This window comes from Candidatus Palauibacter sp. (assembly GCF_965216145.1).
In the GTDB taxonomy this organism is placed as follows: Bacteria; Gemmatimonadota; Gemmatimonadetes; order Palauibacterales; family Palauibacteraceae; genus Palauibacter.
The window spans coordinates 440,692-461,472 of record NZ_OZ244149.1 but is presented as its reverse complement, the minus strand read 5'-3'; the positions used below and the strand labels follow the sequence as shown (position 1 = coordinate 461,472).

Annotated in this window: 19 protein-coding genes; 10 read left to right on the top strand and 9 right to left on the bottom strand. The window is 69.2% G+C overall.

What is annotated here, in order from left to right:
* Positions 1-6 precede the first annotated feature (6 nt).
* The gene (locus ACOOHF_RS01975) at positions 7-1,149 is read right to left on the bottom strand and encodes an alanine racemase (protein ID WP_420463170.1); all 1,143 of its coding nucleotides are present in this window, start codon (positions 1,147-1,149) and stop codon (positions 7-9) included.
* A gap of 200 nt (positions 1,150-1,349) precedes the next feature.
* Here ACOOHF_RS01975 and ACOOHF_RS01970 point away from each other — a divergent pair, with 200 nt between their 5' ends.
* The 4 genes from ACOOHF_RS01970 to ACOOHF_RS01955 all read left to right on the top strand — a co-directional run bounded on the left by ACOOHF_RS01970 (position 1,350) and on the right by ACOOHF_RS01955 (position 4,360).
* Positions 1,350-1,865, top strand: a complete 516-nt coding sequence (locus ACOOHF_RS01970; protein ID WP_419936402.1) for an RNA polymerase sigma factor — start codon at positions 1,350-1,352, stop codon at positions 1,863-1,865.
* A complete protein-coding gene (locus ACOOHF_RS01965; protein ID WP_419936403.1) occupies positions 1,862-2,503 on the top strand; it encodes an isoamylase early set domain-containing protein in 642 nt (213 codons plus the stop codon). The genes ACOOHF_RS01970 and ACOOHF_RS01965 overlap by 4 nt, the downstream gene beginning before the upstream one ends.
* Before the next feature lie 6 nt (positions 2,504-2,509).
* Entirely contained in the window at positions 2,510-3,190 is a 681-nt protein-coding gene (locus ACOOHF_RS01960) for a hypothetical protein (protein WP_420463169.1), read from the top strand.
* A 102-nt stretch (positions 3,191-3,292) separates the two neighbouring features.
* Positions 3,293-4,360 carry a 3-oxoacyl-ACP synthase III family protein gene (locus tag ACOOHF_RS01955; protein ID WP_420463168.1) on the top strand — a complete coding sequence of 356 codons (1,068 nt, stop codon included), beginning with the start codon at positions 3,293-3,295 and terminating at the stop codon, positions 4,358-4,360.
* 33 nt (positions 4,361-4,393) lie between these two features.
* On the opposite strand, the gene glp is transcribed toward ACOOHF_RS01955, so the two are convergent.
* Positions 4,394-5,647, bottom strand: a complete 1,254-nt coding sequence (gene glp / locus ACOOHF_RS01950; RefSeq protein WP_420463167.1) for a gephyrin-like molybdotransferase Glp — start codon at positions 5,645-5,647, stop codon at positions 4,394-4,396.
* Between the two features lie 70 nt (positions 5,648-5,717).
* Positions 5,718-6,473, bottom strand: a complete 756-nt coding sequence (locus tag ACOOHF_RS01945; protein ID WP_420463166.1) for a hypothetical protein — start codon at positions 6,471-6,473, stop codon at positions 5,718-5,720.
* 137 nt (positions 6,474-6,610) lie between these two features.
* Here ACOOHF_RS01945 and ACOOHF_RS01940 point away from each other — a divergent pair, with 137 nt between their 5' ends.
* Positions 6,611-7,585, top strand: coding sequence for an SH3 domain-containing protein (locus ACOOHF_RS01940; RefSeq protein ID WP_419936408.1), 975 nt, complete (start codon positions 6,611-6,613; stop codon positions 7,583-7,585).
* A gap of 79 nt (positions 7,586-7,664) precedes the next feature.
* Here ACOOHF_RS01940 and ACOOHF_RS01935 read toward each other — a convergent pair whose 3' ends face one another.
* The 5 genes from ACOOHF_RS01935 to ACOOHF_RS01915 form a co-directional block, all read right to left on the bottom strand.
* Positions 7,665-9,263, bottom strand: coding sequence for a hypothetical protein (locus ACOOHF_RS01935; RefSeq protein WP_419936409.1), 1,599 nt, complete (start codon positions 9,261-9,263; stop codon positions 7,665-7,667).
* A gap of 79 nt (positions 9,264-9,342) precedes the next feature.
* The gene (locus ACOOHF_RS01930; RefSeq protein ID WP_420463165.1) at positions 9,343-9,756 is read right to left on the bottom strand and encodes a DUF3224 domain-containing protein; all 414 of its coding nucleotides are present in this window, start codon (positions 9,754-9,756) and stop codon (positions 9,343-9,345) included.
* Positions 9,757-9,790: 34 nt separating this feature from the next.
* Positions 9,791-11,155, bottom strand: a complete 1,365-nt coding sequence (locus ACOOHF_RS01925) for an aminotransferase class I/II-fold pyridoxal phosphate-dependent enzyme (RefSeq protein WP_420463164.1) — start codon at positions 11,153-11,155, stop codon at positions 9,791-9,793.
* Between the two features lie 98 nt (positions 11,156-11,253).
* The gene (locus ACOOHF_RS01920) at positions 11,254-11,814 is read right to left on the bottom strand and encodes a tetratricopeptide repeat protein (protein WP_420463163.1); all 561 of its coding nucleotides are present in this window, start codon (positions 11,812-11,814) and stop codon (positions 11,254-11,256) included.
* 20 nt (positions 11,815-11,834) lie between these two features.
* The gene (locus tag ACOOHF_RS01915) at positions 11,835-12,326 is read right to left on the bottom strand and encodes a DUF4440 domain-containing protein (RefSeq protein ID WP_420463162.1); all 492 of its coding nucleotides are present in this window, start codon (positions 12,324-12,326) and stop codon (positions 11,835-11,837) included.
* 118 nt (positions 12,327-12,444) lie between these two features.
* Between ACOOHF_RS01915 and ACOOHF_RS01910 the strand changes: the two genes are divergently transcribed.
* The 3 genes from ACOOHF_RS01910 to ACOOHF_RS01900 all read left to right on the top strand — a co-directional run bounded on the left by ACOOHF_RS01910 (position 12,445) and on the right by ACOOHF_RS01900 (position 17,171).
* On the top strand, positions 12,445-13,692 hold the full coding sequence (locus tag ACOOHF_RS01910) for an STAS-like domain-containing protein (protein WP_420463161.1): 1,248 nt from the start codon (positions 12,445-12,447) through the stop codon (positions 13,690-13,692).
* A gap of 118 nt (positions 13,693-13,810) precedes the next feature.
* A complete protein-coding gene (locus ACOOHF_RS01905) occupies positions 13,811-16,378 on the top strand; it encodes an alpha/beta hydrolase family protein (protein ID WP_420463160.1) in 2,568 nt (855 codons plus the stop codon).
* A gap of 7 nt (positions 16,379-16,385) precedes the next feature.
* Complete coding sequence (locus tag ACOOHF_RS01900; protein ID WP_420463159.1) at positions 16,386-17,171, top strand: ADP-ribosylglycohydrolase family protein; 786 nt, start codon at positions 16,386-16,388, stop codon at positions 17,169-17,171.
* Here the strand turns inward: ACOOHF_RS01900 and ACOOHF_RS01895 are convergent.
* The gene (locus tag ACOOHF_RS01895) at positions 17,086-18,825 is read right to left on the bottom strand and encodes a M28 family peptidase (RefSeq protein WP_420463158.1); all 1,740 of its coding nucleotides are present in this window, start codon (positions 18,823-18,825) and stop codon (positions 17,086-17,088) included. The genes ACOOHF_RS01900 and ACOOHF_RS01895 overlap by 86 nt on opposite strands.
* A 153-nt stretch (positions 18,826-18,978) precedes the next feature.
* Here ACOOHF_RS01895 and ACOOHF_RS01890 point away from each other — a divergent pair, with 153 nt between their 5' ends.
* Positions 18,979-20,136, top strand: coding sequence for a DUF3500 domain-containing protein (locus ACOOHF_RS01890; protein ID WP_420463157.1), 1,158 nt, complete (start codon positions 18,979-18,981; stop codon positions 20,134-20,136).
* On the top strand, positions 20,133-20,768 hold the full coding sequence (locus ACOOHF_RS01885; protein ID WP_420463156.1) for a hypothetical protein: 636 nt from the start codon (positions 20,133-20,135) through the stop codon (positions 20,766-20,768). The genes ACOOHF_RS01890 and ACOOHF_RS01885 overlap by 4 nt, the downstream gene beginning before the upstream one ends.
* Positions 20,769-20,781: the final 13 nt, after the last annotated feature.

Genomic DNA, 20,781 nt, shown 5'->3' with positions numbered 1-20,781 from the left:
ACTCGCTCAGTCGCGCGTTCGCCTGATCTTCCAGCCGTCGACCACCCGACGCCCGCGCACGACATCGAAGTGATCGAATTGCGCGACGGTCAGGCAGGCGTGATTCGGCAGCACCCGGATCTTCTCCCCCACCGCGGACCGGCCGGAGATGCGCCCGTGTTCCTGGCTCACCGACGTCACGCGGTCGTCCCCGAGTTCGCCTCCCGCGAGGTCGAGAAAGAGCCGCCCGTAGTGCGGCGGGTCGTCGGGTCCGAGATCCTTCGAGAGCGCGAGCGCCCCGCAGTCGGCGATCGATCCGCTCGATCCGCCCCCGGCGGAGACGACAGTCGACAGTACCGTGACCGCGCAGTCCCGCACCGAGCACGAGCCCAGGCGCGTCTGCGAATAGTCGTAGAGGGCGTAGTTGCCCGGCCGCGCCTCGTCGACCCCCGCCAGCGTCTCGACCCGGCTCATCCCGGGCGTGGATCCGAGCGACAGCGTGCCGGGTTCGATCCCCGCCGCGCGGAGTGCCCGCCCCGCGTCGACCATGGCTTGCCGCTCCTCTTCCGCCACCGCCGCGATCGCGGCGGGTGAGTCCGCCGCGTAAGTGTGGCCCGCGTGGGTCAGGCAGCCGCGCAGCGTGAGCCTGTCCGCGCGCGCGATCCGTGCCGCCACCTCCACGACTCGGTCGCTGTCGTGGGGGACTCCCGAACGGCCGTAGCCGCAGTCGATCTCGAGCCAGACGGAGAAGCGCGCGGCGGCCGTCTCGAGCGCGGCCACCGCCGCGTGCGAGTCCACCGTCACGCCCAGTTCGATCTCACGGGAGAGTTCCGCCGCCTCGCCGACCCGGGACAGGTTGAGCGGGAAGGCCCAGAGGATGTCGTCGAACCCCGCCTCCGCGAAGACCCGGGCCTCCGCCAGCGTGGACACGGTGATTCCCCTCGCCGCCCCGGCGCGCTGCCGTTCGGCGATCTCCACGCACTTGTGCGTCTTCACATGGGGGCGAAGCCGGACGCCGAGTGCGTCCGCGCGCTCCTGCATGACCCGGAGATTGTTCTCGAGAACATCGAGATCGAGGAGGAGCGCCGGGGTGGGGAGACCGGACAGATCCGGTGCCGCCCGCGTCGCGGCATCGCGGCTCTCGTGGGTGGCATGGTTCCCGGCGTTCACGCGCGCAAGGTAGTTGGGGAACCCCGCCTCCGCTAAGTTCTCGCTGCAGGTTCGGGGTCTCGAGGGGACGCCGCCCCGGGGCCGATGATCGAAGCGAGTGACCGTAACGCGGTAGAGGTCGTCTTATTCCCGAAGAGAAGATCTTTCGGGTCGGGCGGGAGGGTCGGATTGCCCGCGAGGAGCCGAGCGACGCGGAAACGGTGTCGGCCGTTCTGGCAGGCGACCGCGAGGCCTACGGGATTCTCGTCCGGCGGTACAAGGATGTGTTGTACCGCTACGCGGAGCGGATGACCGGCCGTGCGGACGACGCCGCGGATGTCGTGCAGCGCACTTTCATCCGGGGTTTCCGTCGGCTCGACCGGTGCCGTGATCCGGAGCGCGTGGGAGGCTGGCTGTTTCGAATCACCGTGAACCTGTGCAAGGATCAGTTGAAGGGTCGGGCGAAGAGGGAAGTCTCCCTGGAATCGGTCGGTCCCCTGACCGCGACGCGGGGTCTCCCGGAGGCGAGAGCCGAACGGGCGGAGATCCGGGAACAGATCTACCGGGCGTTGCAGTCGCTGAGCGATGAACAGCGCGAAGCCTTCGTCCTGAAGCACGTCGAGGGCTGGTCGTACGAAGAGATGGCTGAGAAACTGGAAGTCTCCGTGTCCGCGCTGAAGATGCGCGTGCACCGGGCGCGGGATCAGTTACAGGTGCTGTTAGAGGATTACCGATGAGAGACGATCTGAATCTGTATCTGGACGGGGGAATGGACCGTTCGGAACTCCCGCCCGATGTTGCGCGGGAGGCCGAGCGCTGGGACCTCTTCCTCTCGGACGTCCGAGATTCGGGAGTTGAAGGTGCCCCGGTCGGGCTCGAGTCGAGGGTGCTCGACGCGATCCGGGCCGAGGACCGGCGTCCCTGGTCCGGTCTCGTCGACTGGTGGGTCCATCCCCGTTCCGTACGGGTGCGACCGTGGCTCGGGCTCGCGGCTGCCGCCGCGCTGGCCACCTTCCTGTTCCTGCCGCGCGAAAACGTGCTCTCGGAGCCCGCGGGCGCGGCCGCGACGCTCGTCAGCGAAGAGGTGCACTACGTGCAGTTCCGCCTCGAGGCGCCGGGGGCGACGTCGGTCTACGTGGCCGGCGATTTCAACGACTGGCAGCCGGAGATCGCGCTGGCCGACCCCTACGGGACCGGCCTGTGGTCCGGCCGTGTCCGGCTTCCGCCGGGGGTGCACAAGTACATGTTCCTCGTGGACGGCGAGACCTGGATGACCGATCCACACGCGGAACGCTATGTGGAAGACGGATACGGCAACCAGAACGCCGTCATCGCCATCACGGGCGGCGCGGGCGCCCGCTCGCTGGCTCCCTAGCAGCTCGTGGCCAAGGCCCTGCTCCTCGTCGCGGCGCTGCTGGTGGCGGGCCCGCTGGCGGGGCAGGACGCGCGAGCCCGCTTCAGCCAGCACCTCGGCGCGGTCTACGCGGCCCGTACCCTCTCCGTCATCGAGGCCGGCGTGCGCGACGGGCTCCCCCGCAGCCTCCTCATCGACAAGGCCATGGAGGGCGTCGCCAAGCGGATGGCCCCGGAGGTCGTCCTCGCTGCGGTGAACGCGTTCGCCGACGAACTACGGGCCGCGGTGGCAGTCGTGGGTCCCGGCGCCGAGCCGATCGCGCTCGAGAAGGCGGCCGATGCGCTGCGCCGCGGGGTGGCGCGCGGGCTCCTGACCACGCTCGGGCGCGATCGCCCGGACGACTTCGCGATCGTCGTCGTCTCTCTCGAGGAGCTGCTCGACGCCGGGGTCGAACTGGGCCCCGCCGAGGAGCTGGTCCGCTACGCCCTGTCCGAGGAACTGGACAGCGACGCGGTGCTCCGCCTTCCGGCCAGCGTGAAGCTCCTCGTGCGAGAGTGCGGCGGCGGCCAGCCGGCGGATTGCTGGTCCCGCGCGGCCGTCCGTGAGTGCGCGCGGGCGCTGCCGGCCCGCCCCTGTCCGACGGAAGCGCTGGCCGCGGCCGCCCGCTCGGCAGCCGAACGATTCCTCATGGCCGGGTCCCTCCCCTAGACCCTCGAGGGTCCAGCCGGGCGGGTTGGCAACGCTCCCCGTCCCCGCCTATACTCCCGGACTCTCCAATCCAACTCCCAATCCACCGGGGAAGGTGTGCCCTTGGCAGCCAGAGTCACTGCCGCGGTAACGGGGACCGGGAGTTACCTGCCGCCCGACGCCGTGAACAACTTCCAGCTCTTCGAGATGGGCACCCTGTGCGCGTCGTTCGATGTCGAGCAGGCCCGATCCGCGCTTCGAGGCATCGAAGGGGCCAACGGGCTCTCGGCTCCCGAGGTGTTCGATCAGTGGGCACGCCAGGTGACCGGAATCAGGTCACGCCGGCGGATCCCGCCGGAAAGCGACGTGACAACCGAAGACATGTGCGCCCGCGCGGGACTCGCCGCGCTGGAGGCGGCTGGACGCGAACCGGACGAGATCGACCTGCTGTACGTCGCGACCGTGTCGCCGTCCGACGAAGTGCCGAACATGGCGTGCACGGTGGCGACGAAGATGGGGAACCCGCAGTTGGGCGGGTTCACGATCAATGCCGCCTGCGCCGGCTTCGTGTACGGCGTCGGCGCGGGCTGGTCGGCCATCGTGAGCGGCATGGCGGAGCGGGTTCTCGTTATTTCGGGCGACGCTCTCACCCGGCTCGTGAATTACACCGACGTTCGAACCGCGGTGCTCTTCGGCGACGGGGCGGGGGCGGCCGTGCTCGAGCGCTGTGAAGGCGACCGGGGCGTCCTCGGGCCTCCGGCCTCATCGGGCGAGTTCGCCCGCGATCCGCTGTATCTGGCGGGACAGGGCTGGCGGCGGGACGATGACCGGATCCCGATCCTTCATATGGACGGCGGTCCTCGCATCGTGAGAAACGCGATCATGAAGATGGCCGACGTCGGCGAGCAGGCGCTCGAGAGGGCGGGCCTGGACTGGTCGGCCGTGGACTTCGTGATTCCGCACCAGGCGAACATGCGGATCACACGCGGGCTCGAGCAGAAGCTCGAACTTCCGAATGGGCGGGTCGTCCACAACATCGCCGATTACGGCAACATGTCGGCTTCGACGGTGGCCATCACGCTCGACGAGGTCCTCCGCGGCAAGCACGGGCCTGTGCCCGATCCGGCCACGATCCTGCTCACGTCGATCGGCGGAGGCTACACGATGGCGGCGGCGGTCATCCGGGTCTGACCCGGCGCCCCGACGGCCCCGCTACAAACCGCCTCAGCCGGGCGGACTCGCCCACTCCCGCAGGGGAATCACCAGCGCCCGCTCGCCCGCTCGGACCACGTCCGTGCCGAGCGGCAGCGCGAGCAGTCCGTCGGCCAGCATCGAGCTCAGGTTGCCCGACCCCTGCGGCCCGCTCGGGCGAGCGACGAGTTCGCCGGACGGGGTCGCCTCGACGAGCACGCGCAGGAACGAGACCACATCTCTCGGGCCGCGGACATCCCGCGCCGCGATGCACGTGATCGGCCGGCGGCAGGGCCGCGCGAAGCCGGCCATCTTCCGCACGGCCGGACGCACCAGCGTCTCGAAGGTGACGAGCGCGGAGGCCGGGTTGCCCGGGACCCCCCAGAGGGGCCGCCCGCCCAGCGTACCGAAGACCGTCGCGCTGCCGGGCCGCATTTGGAGGCGCCAGAACGAGCGATCGAAGCCCAGTTCGTCGAGCACCTGCTTCACGTAATCGTGTTCGCCGACGCTCACTCCCGCGGCGGAGACGATCCCGTCGCAATCGTCGGCCCGCTCCAGGCATCGCCGCAGGTCAGCGGGATCGTCGCGCGCGATGCCGAGTGATACCGGTTCGGCCCCCGAGGCTGCGAGTTGGGCCGCCAGCGCGTAGCTGTTCGAATTCAGGATTCGGCGGCTGGCGAGTACCTCCTCGAATTCGTCCAGGTCCGCCAGTTCGTCTCCGTTGGCGAGCACCGCGACGCGGGGGCGGCGCCCCACTTCAACCTCTCGAAGGCCGGCCGTGGCCAGCAGCGCGAGCGCCGCCGGTCCGACCTCTTCGCCCCGATCCACGAGCGTGTCGCCCGCCTCCACATCCTCACCGAGCAAGCGGATGTGCCGCGCAGCGTCCGCGTCGTCGAAGATCCGCACGCTCCGTCCGGGGCCTCCATCCGTGTGCTCGACACGAACCACGCCCGTCGCGCCCGCGGGGACCGGTGCGCCCGTCATCACGCGCGCGGCCGAGCCGGGCTCGAGCGGTCCTCGAGGGAAGGCCCCGGCCGGGATATCGTCGGAGATGGGGAGGACGACCGGCCGCTCCGGACTCGCGCCCTGGACGTCGTCCGATCGCACGGCGAAGCCGTCCATGGCGCTGTTGTCCCACGGAGGATGCGCGACGACGGCGGAGACGCGACGGCCGAGGGCGCGGCCCAACGCATCGGGCAGCGCCACGCGCTCGGTCCCGAGAGGCGAGACGGCCGCGAGGACGCGACCACGCGCCTCTTCGAAGGAGATCCAGTCCGCGTCGCTCATGCTCGCCCGCTCCCGGGTCCGCCGCGTCTCGACGGCGGGTGCCTTCCCGCCGGGCCTCGGCGCCAGAAGGTTAGAAGTAGTACCAGATGGAGATGCCGAACTCCGGGTTGTGACCCCACACCGTCCCCTCCGGCGCGGGGGCGCCAGACGCCTCGAACAGATCGAGGGTCCCGGAGAAGAGATACCCTTCCGGGGCGGTGACGCGGACGAGGTAGTCCCGGATCTCGAACCCGATGCCGATCTTCTCCGAGGGAAAGATCTCGAACCCGAGCCCGACGTAGATGTGGGGCGCCGTGGAGATGTCGTAACGGAACGGCTCGAGCGCCTGATCGGCGAGGGCCTCCGAAGCGCCCTCGTTGACGCCGAACACCAACCCCCCTCCGATCATCCCGTAGGGGTGGATGCCGTTCCAGGTCCGTGCTCCGGTGAGGCCGATCTGCGCCCCGGCGTCGGCCCGCAGCCACCCCGCTGCGACCGTGTCCACGATCGCGGGCCCGCCCTCCCCGGTGACGTCCAGCGTCCAGCGGCTCGCGGCGCCGTAGGTGGCGCCGAGTTCGAGCGACAGCGGGCTCGACGCGCGTACGCGCATCTTGGCGCCGGCCACGCTCGTCGGCCCCTGGCCGAACTCGAGCCGGCCCCGGTTCGCCGCGTGGTATCCCCCGAACAGGCCGACGCGGAAGCCCTTCTCGCGCCAGCGGAATGGCGAGTCGATGCGCTCGGCCTGAGCTTCGAGGGCCGCGGGGTAGGACGCGAGCGCTGCCAGCCCGATGACGAAGAGGCCGGTGACCGGGCGGCTGCGTCGGCGGAGGTTCAATCTGTTTGACACTGGTTTGACGCGGCTTCCATATATTCGACGAGCAGGTTCCTGAATCAGAGAGATCTCGATCTCACGACGGGGTCGCGGCGCGGGGAATGTAGGTGGCGGACGGGGTCCTTACCAGAAAAACGTCTCGTTGCAATCGCTTGCGGCCGGGAATCCTCCTCCCGGCGGCGCTGCTCTGCCTGCCGTTTCAGATGTCCGGGCAGGTGCGTGAGGTTGTCCTCGAGAGCGAGACGTTCCGGAAGACGGCCGACGGCCTGCGGCTCGCCGAGCTGAATCGGGGCACGCGGGTCGTGGTCCGCCGCACCGACGGGTCCTGGGCGGAAGTCGACATCGAAGGCTGGGTTCCATCCGCCGCGATCGCCGCGTCCACGCGCGAGGGTCACAACGGGCTCATCGCCACGCGGGGCGGCGAACCGCTCAGGGACGAGCCTTCCGGGCCCGTGACCGGGCTGCTTCTCGAGGGGTTCCTGGTGGACCGGGTGGAAGACCGGGAGGAGTGGAGCCGCGTCCGTCGAACGGGCTGGGTGCGGGACGCCGCGCTCGGGGCGCCGGCGACATCCTTCGCTCCGCCGGAGAGCGAGGTCGGCCGACCGCCTCCGCTCGTCGCCCCGGGGAGCGAAATCACGGCGGGCGAGGCCGCGCTCGTCCTGTACGCGGCGCCGGAGGGGCGGACGATCGTGACGGTGGAGACGGGGACTCCCGTCACGGTCGTCGAGCGCCGGAGCGGCTGGACGCGGGTGCGCGTCGAAGGCTGGGCCCCCTCCGAGCAGTTGGTGACGGCGGATCCGGACTCGGTCGTGGCCGGGGTCTCGGCCGCCGCCCTGCGCGCGAACCCGGATGACTACGCGGGAGCGAGGCTCCGGTGGGCGGTCCAGTTCCTGTCTCTGGAGCGGGCCGAGCCCGAGCGGATCGATTTCTACGAGGGGGAACCGTTCCTGCTCGCGAGGGCGCCCGATCCCGGGGATGGTCTCGTCTACGTGGCGGTCCCCGCGCAACTGCTGGCGGCGGCCGAGGACCTCCGGCCCCTCCAGACCCTCGACATCCTGGTACAGGTCAGGACGGGCCGTTCGGCCCTCATGGGTGTCCCGGTGCTGGATCTGCTCGCGATCTACTGATGGACCGCGGCCCCGGGACGCGAAGCCGTCGCTCGCGCCCCGGGGCCTGGTCTTCGCCGTCGCCGACGGCGGGGAGCGACTAGCGGTTCCCCTCGTTCATGGACTGCGCCAGGAAGTCCTCCGCCTCACGCAGGCCGGCGTGTGCATGGCCCTGCCAGAGGTCGGCGACCTTCGCATAGAACTCGGCGGCCAGCGCCGCATCGCCGTTGGCCGCGTGCGCGCGGGCCAGACCGAGCAGGGACCGCGGCCGGTTCGGCATGCGGAGCAGCGACGTCTCGAACTTCTCGATCGCCTCCGCCGGCATGTCGAGGTCCAGAAGCACCTCGCCGTACAGTTCGTGCAGCGGCTTGACCGGGCTCGCCGAACCGCGCGGCGGCGCCATGGTCATGACCTCGGCCTCGGCTTCATCCATGAGGCCGATCGCCACGCCCGGGTGGCCCATCGCGGCGTGCCGGAGCGCGCCGATCTGCTTGTGCATCACGTGCGTGTAGCCGCTGCCGTCGGACAGCTCCCCGAGCGCGGCTTCCGCCTCGGTGACGATCAACTGGTCGCCCGTGCGGTGAGCGCTGAGCCCCGTGGCGAGGAGTTCGTGCGCCGGCGAGTCCTCGGTGATCGGCTGCACCTCCCACTCCTCGGTGTCGACGATGTAGCGCGCCTTGAGCAGCGAGACCGCGCCCTGAGCCCGCGCGATCCCGGCGGCGCCGCGTGCGCCGCTCGCCGTCCCGAACCCCTCGTTGTCGACCATGTCGCCGAGACGGTCCATCCAGAGCTGCGCCTTGGCGTAGTCGCCCCGCTGCAGGTCACCGTACTGCCCCCAGTCGAGCGCGTGCACGGCGTCACCCACCGGGTCGCCCGGCTGCCACAACTCCTGGGCGACGCCGTAGGCCGACTGGTTGTTGCCGGACACCCGGTCCCACATCCCGTGCTGGATGAAGATGTGCGTCGGCATGTGGCGGGCGTGCGAGACGGCCGGCGCGATGTCGGCGAAGGCGTAGGCCGCGTCCAGCGCGAGCGGCGCCATGATCGGGTTGTCGAACGAGTGGATCGTGTAGTGCGCCGCGCCCGGGTGCATCGGATTCTGGTTGAACATCTTGAGCGCGATCGTGCCGGCCATGACATTCCAGCGCTGGCTCAGATCTCGCGTCGCCGCGGTCGCGCCGAGCAGCGAGAGCGCGTAGAAGGCGGCGATTTCGGGATCCTCGGGATAGGCCTCGTACAGCTCGCGCATCGCCTCCATGTACCCGACGCGCCGCTCCGTGTGGTCCGCCTCGCCCCACAGGATTTCGACCGCCTTCAGGAACCCCTTCTCACGATCCGTCGGCGCCTTCACCATACGCTCCGCCGGGGTCGCCCCCAACCTCTGCAGCGCCTCGCGCGGATCCGTCGCGTCCATCTGCGAGACGAGCGGGTGATTGTACGCCAGCGACTCGCCCCAGTAGGCCATCGCGAAGTCGGGATCGAGTTCCTGCGCCGCGTGGAACTGCTCGCGGGCCTGCTTCCATCCGAAGCTGTGCAGGATCGCGACGCCGCGAAGGAAATGCTCCTGCGCTTCGCCGGTGGCGGAGGTCGGGAAGTCGATCGACCCGACCTCGTCGAACTGCGCTTCGACACTCCCGGGAACGATCGAAAGCGTCGCGACGAGGAGGAACGCCGTCAGGACCATGGACCATCTTTTCATCGTACTATCCCTCTCAGGAAGAAACGCCGGCGCACCTCGACCGGCGTGGAAGTTACGGTGCCGAAACCCGGAGCCGTCGTCAACCGTCCGGGAGTTCGTAGTCGATCGTGAGGGTGTGCGTGCCGGCGCCGTCGACCGAGATCTCGACCGAGCCCGTCAGCCCCTTCAGATCCCCGGTGCCGGAGCCGGGAACGACGTGCCCGCCCGTTCGCTCGCGCCCGTCCGCGCTCAGGCCCCAGTGCTGCATCACGAACGTGCCCTGTTTCCCCGCGAGCGTCCCCCGCACGACCTCGCTGGCGATGTAGCCCGCGCCCGCCGAGATGTCGCTCGTGTCGGCTTGGCACATCATCAGCCGGGCTTCGCTCTCGGCGACCAGGTCCCCGTCGAACTGCTTGCGGACCACCGCACTCGAGAGGGTGGGGCCTCCGGCTTCCGACTCGGGTTCGCCCTGGTCCCATCCCTTGACGTCGAACGAGGCGACGGCGCGCGTCATGTCAGGCTCCCAAATCCGTCTATGGTGCCGCGCTCTAGAGAGCCGCGATGGCGCCGGACAGGTTGTCGAGGGCGCGCTGCACGAGTTGCCGCGAGGTCGCGATGTTCATCCGCATGTGCCCCTCCCCGCCGGTCCCGTAGCTGGGCCCGTTGTTGAGATAGATGCGTGCGTTCTCGGCCAGCCAGCGCTGCAGGATCGTCTCGGGATCGACCGGCTGCGCAGCCGTGCGATTCTCGTAGTCCGCCTGCCCCTGCGCGTCGATGCGGTCCATCAGCCCGCTCATGTCGAGCCACGCGAGGAAGGTGCCCTGCGCCTTCGTGTACTCTACGCTGGGCATCTTCTCGCCGATGTAGGACTCCGTGAAGTCGTGGTTGCCGTCGAGGTAGACGAGGAGCTGGTCGAGCCATTCCTCGCCCTCGTTGTTGGCGGCGCGGGCGGCGACCATGCCGATCGTGCTCAGATCCGCGCGCGTGTACGGGCGCAGGCGCTCCATGAAGGCGGGGTTCGTCGAGAAGTACCAGGCGACCTTGTTCGCGGCGAGGCTGAAGGTCTTGCTGTTGGATTTGAAGGTGACGCTGTTGTCGGCGATCCTCCGGTCGAGGCTGGCGAACGGCGTGTACTTCTGTCCCTTCATCACGAAATCACAGTGGATTTCGTCGGAAAGCACCGGGACCCGGTGCTCGAGACAGATTTCGCCCATCCGGGTCATGTCTTCCGCCGACCAGCAGTTCCCGGTCGGGTTCTGGGGATTGCAGAGGATGAAGGCGTGCACCCGCTGCACCCGGCGCTCGAAGTCCTCCCAGTCGATCTCGTAGCGGCCGTCAACGACCTTCATCTGGCTGTCTTCGGCGATCGTGCGCGTGAAGCGCAGGTCCGAGTAGAAGCCGTTGTAGGTGGGGGTCGTCATGAGGACCCGGCTGCCGGGAGGGGCGAAGGTGTGAAGTCCGGCGATGATCCCGGGGTGGACGCCCGACGTCCAGACGATGCTCGAGGGGTCGATGTCGAGGTCGTAGCGGCGCTGGTTCCAGGCCACGACGGCGTCCGTGAACGAGCTGTCGCGGTGCTGGTAGCCCCAGTTCTCATGGCCGCAGCGTTCTGCGATCGCCTGCGTGATGCATGGCGCGGCGCGGAAGTCCATGTCGGCGATGCCCATGCCGACCTCGATCTCCGGGCCGAACTGTTCGATCGCGCGGTCCCACTTGACGCAGTCGCTGCCGCGGCGGTCGTAGATCTCATCGAAGTCGAAGTCTGCGCGGGAGGGGCCGAACCCGGTCGCGGCCGCCTTCGTCGCGGCCACCTCGCTCGCCAGCGCCGAACGCGCGCCGACGGCGCCCAGTACGGCGGTGGCTCCGGTGCTCCTGAGAAACGCCCGACGGTTCAGCCCGTGATTCCGAAGCATTTGCGAGTCCTCCTTCGACATTTCCCGATGGCGGATGACAACCGCCCTTCTGAATCACGGTGGTCCAAACGTGCCGATCTGGCAAGACGGGCGGCGCGTCAGCCGAGCCGTTCGAGGTGGGCCGAACTCTCCGACACGCCGGCTTCGATGCCGACCTCGCGGTACAGCGCGCCGGCCTCCCGCCACAGCGCCCGGGCGTGCTCGTTCTCGCCGAGCGCCTCCCTGAGGATGGCCATCCGCCGCACGGCGTTGGCGAGGTCGAGCGTGGGCGGCGACGGGTGCGCCCGGTAGAGGGCCAGCGCCTCCGCGTAGCACGGCTCCGCCTCCGTGAGGTCGCCCAGCTCGCGGAGGACATCGCCGAGGTGGCGCACGGTGTGGGCGAGGGCGAGCGGATCGTCCCCCTGCCGGCAGAGCGGGATGGCTTCCCGATAGAGCCGAAGGGCGAGGTCGCGCCGCCCCCGGTCGCGCTCCACGTTCGCCCGACCGTGCAGGGCGCGGGCGAGCGCCACGGGATCGTCGTGCCGCCGGGCCAGTGCGACCGCCGCCTTCATGTGGCGTATGGCCTCGTCCGGGCGGCCTTCCCGCCGTGCGCCCATCCCCCGCTGAAAGAGCGACTCGACGGCTTCCCGGGGGCCATCGCCCGCTTCCGTCGCGATCACTCCCGGCTCGCCACGGGCCGCTACCCTCCGCGCGGGACCGGCGCGGAAGTATGGCCGCTCAGGATGCGCCAGCCCCCGGGCTCGTGGGTCCACAGCATCGTCACGGCCCCGCCGTAGCCGAACTCGAACCCGCCCTCGCCCTCGATCGTGCTCTCGAACAGGGACCGGACGAGCGCGAGTCCCGGCGCCAGCGCCTCGATGTCCGTGTCCGAGTATTCGGTCGAGATCCGCATGCTCGGGGGAAGACCCTCGAGTGCGGCGCGCACGTCGGCCGCCGAGCGGTAGCGCAGCTCCCCGTTCTCGTAGAAGCGGAAGGTCGGCGATTCGGAATAGAGGCCGGCGACCGCCGAGGGGTCCGGGCCCGACCCGATCTCCCGGAACGTGTCCATCGCGGTCGCCACGCTGTCGCGGATCGAGGCGGCACGGGCTTCCGAGAGCGCCGCCGCGTTCGCCTGACAGCCAACACCCGCCCAGAGGGCGAGACATGCGCCAGCCTTCCCCAAGTTCTTCATGTCCATCCTGTCACGGCTTCCGTGCAAGAGATTGACCCAAACGAGAGCGGTCCCGAGTTTTGCAGCCGGTCGAGCCCGCGCGGCGCCCTGACCCCCGACCCTTCCCGACACTGGTGTCATGAACCCTGGCAATCTACGAGTCAATCGCGATGGCGGTCTCATTAAGATCGCCGGCGACCTCACGCTCGGTTCGTTCCGGCGTCTTCTCGCCGCGATACACCAAGCTACGGAAGAGAAGGGGTTCGCGGACATCACGCTGGACTTTTCCGCCACTACCAGCGCATTCCCCGCTCCGATGTGCGCCTTGCTCGCAATCTGTGCCCGACTGCGGGATGAACGGGATGTCGACCTAACCTTGATTCGCCCCACAGAAGGGAAGTTGAGACGCCTGTTTGCCAACGCCAACTGGGCGCACCTTGCAACTTCCCGGAAGTTCGAAGGATCGACGTGGCAACCGACGGACGTCATGCCTGCAAGGCGCTTTAGCTCCCCTGAGGAACAGGAGAACATCGTACGCCAAATCGTCGACGCGGTTCTCTCCTCTCCGGCAGGCTTGACGCGCCGCGATCTCGCGGCGTTCGAGTGGGCCGTGTTCGAGATCGCGGACAACGTGCTCCGGCACGCCGACTCTCCACAGGGCGGCTTTGTTCAACTGAGTCAATACCCGACAAGGCAGCAGGTGGAGTTCGTCGTCGCCGATGCAGGAAGAGGAATCCCCCAAACCATGAGAACGACGAGGCCCGGACTGTCCGACGCAGAGGCCCTCGGACTCTCCATCGAGCGCGGAATCACCAGCACAGAAGCCGGGATGGGACACGGTCTGTTCGGTACTCAACAGGCGTCGCGCGTGGGTACGGGCAGCTTTGCGATTCACTCCGGTTACGCAAGCATCGGTTCCGAGTCCGGCTCCCGCGACGAAACGATCCCCGTAGTCGGCACTCTCGTCGTCGTTCGGCTCGACTACTCGGAGCCGGAGGCGCTGTGGCAGGCCCTTGAGGATAGAGATCGGTTTGATTCAGCCGACTACGTGGAACTTCGCTACGAAGATGAGACAGACGACGTCCTCAACTTCGTTGTGACAAAGGAAGTCGGCTCGGTCGGATCGAGGTTCTCCGGGAGGTCAGCGCGGACGAAGATCGAGAACCTGCTGGCGATGTATCCGAGCTACCCCATCAACGTCGACTTTGACGGCATTTCGGTGATTTCGAGCAGTTTCGCTGACGAGTTCCTGGGCAAGCTCTTCGTGCGGATCGGGGCGCTCCGATTCATGGCGGCGATCCAGCTCAGAGGCGTCAGCCCGACCGTTCGCTCCGTACTCGATCGGGCGATTCTTCAGAGAGTCCAGCAAGAAGCAGAGAACAACTGACCGCTGCCCCTCATCCGCAGCGCGGTCGAATCTCGGCGCAGGAGTGCCGCTTGCGGAGGGTCGTTCGCGCGGTCCAGCTTGGGCCTTCAGGCCTCCCACCTCGCCCAGGAGCCAGACCATGAGGGTCTTCCGCCGTCTTCGTTCCGTGCTGCCGGCGCTGTTGCTGGCGATCGCTGTGTCCTACGGGTCCGCGGCGTCGCCGCTCGCCGCCCAGAACGCGTCCGAAGAGGCGCCGGAACTGGACATCCCGTCCGGCTACATCCTCCCGGGCCAGACCGTCCAGGATCTGTTCGCGACCGACCCGAACTTCGCCACGCTGGACCACATCAGTCCGGACGGCGACCACTTCGTCGTCCCGCTCTCGACGGAGCTTTCGACGCTCGCGGAGGTGGGGGAGGAGACGCTGCGCCTCGGGATGCTGGAGATCCGGGCGCGCACCGACCGGCCATGGCACCTCGACATCTACGGCCTGTACGGCTTTCGCTTCTACTCGCTGAGCGCGCGCGCCTTCACCGACGTGCAACTGCCCGAAGGCATCTTCGTGAGCGACCTCATGTGGTCGCCGGACGGTTCCCGGCTCGCCTTCCTCGCGCACCTCGAGGAACGCACCGAAGTCTGGATCGCCGACACGAGCGACGGCAGCGTGACGCCGGCCGGCGACGCGCGGGTGATCGCGACGATCGGGACTTCGTCACGGGGACAGGGATCGGCGCCTTCGAGGATGCTGCAGTGGACGCCGGCGGGCTCGATCCTCACGCTCGCGGCGCCGGCGGACCGCGGACCCCCGCCTCCGCCTCCCGGGCTGCCCTCGGGCCCGACCATCCGTCACACGCGCGCGACGGCCACGCCGACGCGCACGATGCCCTTCCTGCTCGAGGACGCGCACGCCGGCGATCTGTTCGAGTACTACACGCGGAGCCAGATCGTCGAGTTGGCGCCCGGCCGGCCCGCGCGGGCTATCGGCGAGCCGGGCATGTACGAATCGCTGTCGATGAGCCCCGACGGACGTCACGTGATGGCGACGCGCCTGGCGCGCCCCTTCTCCTACATCGCGAGCTACACAGGATTCCCGCGCGTGACCGAGGTGTTGGAGGTGGAGAGCGGCGACATGCTCGCCACGCTCGAGGAGCGCGAACTGCGCGAAGGCTCCGGCGGCGGCCCGGACAACGGACCGCGAGACCGGGTGTGGCGTCCGGACGGGAGCGGGATCTCCTACCTGCACCGCGCGGAAGCCGAAGAGGGGGAGGACGAGGAGGGGGAGGACGATCGCCCCGACCGCATCATGCTGCTGCGCGCCCCGTTCGGCGACGGAGACGCGGAGGAGGTGGCGGCGAGCGATGACCGGATCTCGGGCGTCACCTATTCCGCGGACGGCGGCCACGCCTTCGCCTCGGTGCGCCGGGACGGCGAGGCCGCGCTGGTGCATTACGCGCTGGGGGAGGGCGACGCGGAGGGAAGCACCCTCGTCCCGTTCCACGACCCCGGAGACGCGGTCGAACTGCCGGGCGACCTCCTCACGGCCCGGACCGGGAACGGGATCGAGTACGCGTGGATGTCCTCCGGCGGGGAGAGCGCCTACCTGCGTGGCGACGGTTTGAAGGAGGACTTCCGGCCGCAGCCTTTCGTCGACCGCCTGTCGATTGCGGATGGAGCCACGGAGCGGTTGTTCGAGGGCTCGCGCGACAGCTTCGATCAGCCGTTGGTGCCGCTCGACGCCGACTTGGAGCGCATGATCGTGAGCCGGGAGGGGAAGAACATGTTCCCGGACAGCCACATGTGGACCCGGGACGGCGGCATGGAGAATCTGACGCGGAATGTGGATCCGTTCCCTCGGTTGACCGCCGCGCGCCGCATCGACTTCGAGTTCACCCGTCGCGACGGCCTGGAGATCCAGGGGCGGGTGTCGTTGCCGGTGGACTACGTCGAGGGGACGAAGGTGCCCGCCATCTTCTGGACCTATCCGCGCGAATACCGGAGCGAGGACGACTTCGACAACGCGACGATCCGCGCCCGGAACCACAACGCGTACACGAACCTGACGTGGCTGCGCTGGTCCGACATCTGGCTCACCCAGGGGTACGCGCTGGTCTATCCGGATATCCCGATCGTGGGGCAGAACTACAACGACTACTACATCTCGAACATGGTCGACGGGATGTACGCCGCGATCCGCGCCGTCGACGGCCTCGACGTGGTCGACATGGACCGGATCGGGCACGGGGGCCACAGCTACGGCGCCTTCGCGACCGCGAACTTCCTCGCGCACACGCCCTTCTTCAAGGCGGGGATCGCGGGGGACGGCGCCTACAACCGGTCGCTCACGCCGATGGGGTTCCAGGCCGAGCCGCGCGACATCTGGGCGGCGCCGCACGTGTACATGGAGATGTCCCCCTTCTTCAAGGCGGACCAGATCAACACCCCGCTCCTCATGTACCACGGGGCGGACGACAACAACTCGGGCACGTATCCCATACAGTCGAGGCGAATGATCCAGGCCCTTACCGGGCTCGGGAAGACCGCCGCCCTGTTCGAGTATCCCTTCGAGTCGCACACGCCGCGCGCGATCGAGAACAACCTCGACATGTGGGCGCGCTGGATCGGCTGGTTCGACCGCTACGTGAAGGGGGCAGGGGAGGCCGACGCCCACACGACGACGGAAGGCGGTCGAAGCGGGGCCGGGGAGTAGTCGCGCCGTGTGGGGAGCGATCATCGGAGACATTGTGGGGTCGGTGTACGAGGGGCGAGGGAAGAAGATCAAGACGAAGGCGTTCGAGTTCTTCGGACCGCACTGCCGCTATACCGACGATTCGGTCTGCACGGCCGCCGTGGCGGAGATTCTGCTGGACGACCTGCCCGCCGCCTCCACCCTGCAGCGGTGGTGCAGGCGTCATCCCGGGCGTGGCTATGGAGGCTTCTTCCGTCGCTGGATCCATGAGGCGGATCCCGAAGCCTACGGGAGCTACGGGAACGGGGCGGCCATGCGGGTCTCGCCCGCCGCATTTCTGAACCGCGGTCGAACGATCCAGGACGCGCTCGCGGCCTCGGATCGGGTCACGGAGGTCACGCACAATCACTCCGAGGGTCTGAAGGGTGCGCGGGCGACCACCCGCGCCATCTGGCTTGCGCTCCGGGGCAGGAGTCCCGCCGAGATCCGCGCGAAGATTGTGGATGAGTTCGGATACGACCTCTCGCGGTCCGTGGACGAGATCCGGCCCGGCTATCATTTCGATGTGACGTGCCAGGGGACGGTCCCGGAAGCGATTACCTGCGCACTGGAAGCGGAGAGCTTTGAAGACGCGGTGCGCAACGCGATATCCCTGGGCGGCGACTCCGACACCCTCGCGGCCGTCGCCGGCCCGATCGCCGAGGCGATGCACGGGGTTCCGGACTACATCATTGCCAGGGCAAAGAAGGAGTACCTTGCCGAGGCGCCGGACATCGTCGACGTGATGGACAGGTCGCGGGAGGTGACATGCTGATCCTCGCCGGTCCGCTTGGCCGCTGGGCCAGGCTCCAGCTCGTCTGGTACACGAGCCGGGCCACCTTCTCCAGCTTCTCGTAGTTGATGCGCTCGGGGATATCGTCCTGGCGGTGGTAGTCCGGGTGCAGCCCCGTGTGATAGAAGAGCGCGGGGACGCCCACCTGCATGAACGGCCAGTGGTCGCTGCGGCGCAGGAGCTGGATCGGGTGGTTGTCGTAGCGGAAGCGCAGATCGAGGCCCGTCTCGGCGTTGGCTCGCTGGACCTCGGACAGCAGGTCGTCGCTCCGGGTGGTCCCGAGGATGTTGATCGCGTTGGCGTTGGATCCGGCCGACTGGATGTCGAGCCCCCGGAAGCGGCGGCCGCCTCCCACGACGACCTCCTCGTTGCGCCCGATCATGTCCATGTTGAGGACGGCCACCGTCTTGTCGAGAGGATGTAGCGGGTTCTCGACGTAGGCCCACGCGCCCAGCAGTCCCTTCTCCTCGAAGTCCCACGCCGCGAGCAGGACCGAGCGGCGGGGGCCCTCGCCCATGCGCGCGGCCTCGGCGTAGGCCTCGGCGATCTCGATCAGCGCCACGGTGCCCGAGCCATCGTCGTCCGCGCCGTTGTAGATCATCGCGCCCTCGGCGCCGTCGTGGTCGAAGTGCGCGCACACGATGACCCACTCGTCCCTGAGCTCCGGGTCCGAGCCTTCGATGAGGCCGACTACGTTGCGTGCGGTGTGGACCTCCCGTCGCACGTCCGCCGAGACCATCACCTCGAGACCGGGGAGGGAAACGGGTGCGGCGCCTCCCGCCGCCTCCGCGCCGCGCGCCAGCTCCGCCAGCGTGCGACCGGTGCCCTCGACGAGACTCTCCGCCAGCGCCGTCGAGATGCGGACGGCGGGGATGCGGATCCGGTTCAGGCGGCTCTCGAGTGTGTAGCGTCCCCCGCGGCGGACGGTCTCGGGCCAGTAGCCGGCGGCCTCGGCGCTGAAGTTGCCGGGTTCGGGGTGGTTGTGGACGTCCGTCACCAGGAGGGCGGCGACCGCCCCGGCCTCCTGCGCGGCGGCGAGCTTCCGGTAGGCGGCGGAGGCCTCCGAAGTGACGAGGCCATCGAAGGCGCTCTCGGGGTCCGTCTCTTCCGGTTCGTGATCGAGGATGAGGACGACGTTGCCCGCCACGCCGGCACCGTAGTCGTCGTGGCCCAGTTCCGGCGCGGAGATCCCGAAGCCGGCGAACACGACCTGCCCGCCGGCCGTGCCGCTCCCGCTCTCTCGCAGGGGGTAGAACTCCTGGCCGCGCTCCTTCGAGATCACCCGCCCGTCGTCGTACTCGACGGCCAGGCGGTTGTCCTCCCCGACCTCGGCCTGGACGACGTTGAAGGAGTGGTAGTAGGAGCCACCGGGGGCAGCCGGCGTGAGCCCGAGCCGCTCGAAGCGCGACTTGATGAAGGCGCTCGCGAGGCGGCCCTCGGGCGAGCCGGCGAGGCGGCCGCGCATCTCGTCTCCGGCCAGGAAGAAGAGGTCGGCGCGAAGGTCGGCCCCCGTGATCGATTCGATGGCGGGCGCGGTCTCCTGGGCGCTCGTCGGTGTCGGGAGCGAGAGGGTGCCGACACCGAGGACCACGGTGACGAATCGGAGTGCGTTGAGACGTGTGCCGTGCAAGACCATGGGGCGCCTCCTTCCGGTGGCCTTCTTCCGGGGATGGGGTTGCAACCTAAGACCCTGCCAACGATGTACGCATGCCCCCGGGCGGGTTACGTTCGGGAACCCGATTCGGAGACTCCGGCCTCGCCGGAAGCCACACTTGGGAGGAGGGATTCAGTGAACGGTCGGAGCGCCGCCGGCCCCCGCCGGATCATGTCGACGTTGCAGGGTGTTGTCGTCGCCGGGCTGCTGGCCGCCTGTGGCGGAGAGGCGGAAGCGCGGCCCGCCAGGGCGGGAGTGGCCATCGAAGCCGAATTGTCGCCCGCGCGCATGACCGAGGCGGCTCGGGAGTTCCTCGCCTCGCTGTCTCCGGCGCAGCGTGCGGCCGCGCAATTCCCCTTCGAGGCCGACACGGCCCGCACCAGTTGGAGCAACCTGCCGGCCAGCATCGTGGCGCGGAGCGGGGCGCGGATCGGCGACTTCACCGACCTCCAACGAAGACGGCTGCACGACCTCCTGCGTGCGTCGACGAGCAGCCAGGGATACCAGAAGATGGCCGGGGTCGTGCGCCTGGATGAAATGCTGCACGAAGAAGCGACGGCGGCCGTGGCGAGCGGCGAGCGACGGCTCCCGTCGGACCTCGTCGAGAGCTGGACATCGGCCAACTACTGGATCTCCTTCTTCGGCCGCCCCGGCGAGGAAGCCAACTGGGGCTGGCAGATCTCGGGTCACCACCTGGCGGCCAACTTCACGGTGGCGGACGGCCGGATCAGCTTCACGCCGCTCTTCCTGGGAGCGGAGCCGCACGAAATTCTTCACGGGCTCGACGCCGGCTGGCGGGTGCTCGCCAACGAGGGCGAACGGGGCTGGCGGCTGCTGCAGGCGCTGGATGGCGACCAGCGCGCGCGGGCGGTCCTCGGGGAAGACATCCCCCGCGACGTGCTCACCGGGCCCGGCCGGAAAGGGAACCTGAACGCGTTCGCCGGTCTCCCGGCGTCCGCGCTCTCCGAAACTCAGCATGCCCTTCTGTGGGAGCTCGTGGAGGAGTATGTGGCCAACGCGGATCACGGTGCGGCGGAGACCCAGCTCGAGAAGATCCGTGCGGACGGCCTGGATGCCCTGCATTTCGCGTGGATCGGGCCCGTGGATGACGTGTCCGCACGCTACTACTACCGTGTCCACGGACCCTCCGTCCTCATCGAGTACATCGTCGAGCGCGGCGTCGGGGACGGCGGCGCCGCCAACCATGTGCACAGCATCATGCGCGACCCCGGCAACGACTACGGCGAGGATTGGCTCGGCAAACACTACGACGAGCACCACAACCGGCGATGACGTGGCGTGTTTCGGCGAAGCCGGTTCGGGCCGCGGCGGCGGGTCTCCTGATGGGCCTCGTCCTGGGCGGCGTCGCGGGGGTCGCATTGGGTGGGCCCGGTGGGGGGCCTGCGGGCGATGGCGACGCGGCGGCGGACATCCTGGCGGGCATGGCCGAGCGGCAGGGCCGGCGACTCGGGCGGCTCACGGAGGCGGCGGACGAGGCGGCCCGGCTGCAGCGGGAACTCGCGCTCGCCCTCTTCTACCGGCTGCAGGAGTTCAGGCGGTTCGGGCTCGAGGGACAGATCGTGACCTGGGTCGTTCCCGGGGCCGCCGACGGCTCCGCCGGCCCGCTGACGGGTTCGCTGGCGGGCGCTGTGCGCCTGCCCCAGCTCGCCGTGGACGCGGCAACGCGCGCGGAGTGGCGCGCCGTGTCCAACCGTCTCACCTCGATCGGGGCCGAGGTGGATCCCACCGTGTTCTCCGCCTTCGAGGACGTGCGGGAGTTCGCCGAGGGCCGCCCGTGGCCCCAAACCTCGGGGCTGGTGGCGGCTGCCGCCTCCGGCTGGGCGGACCCGACCACGGTGGAGACGTGGCTGTCGCTGAACCGGGCCCTGGTCGGCCGTGCGGATGCCATCCTCTCCGGATTCTGAGCGTCTTTCCCGC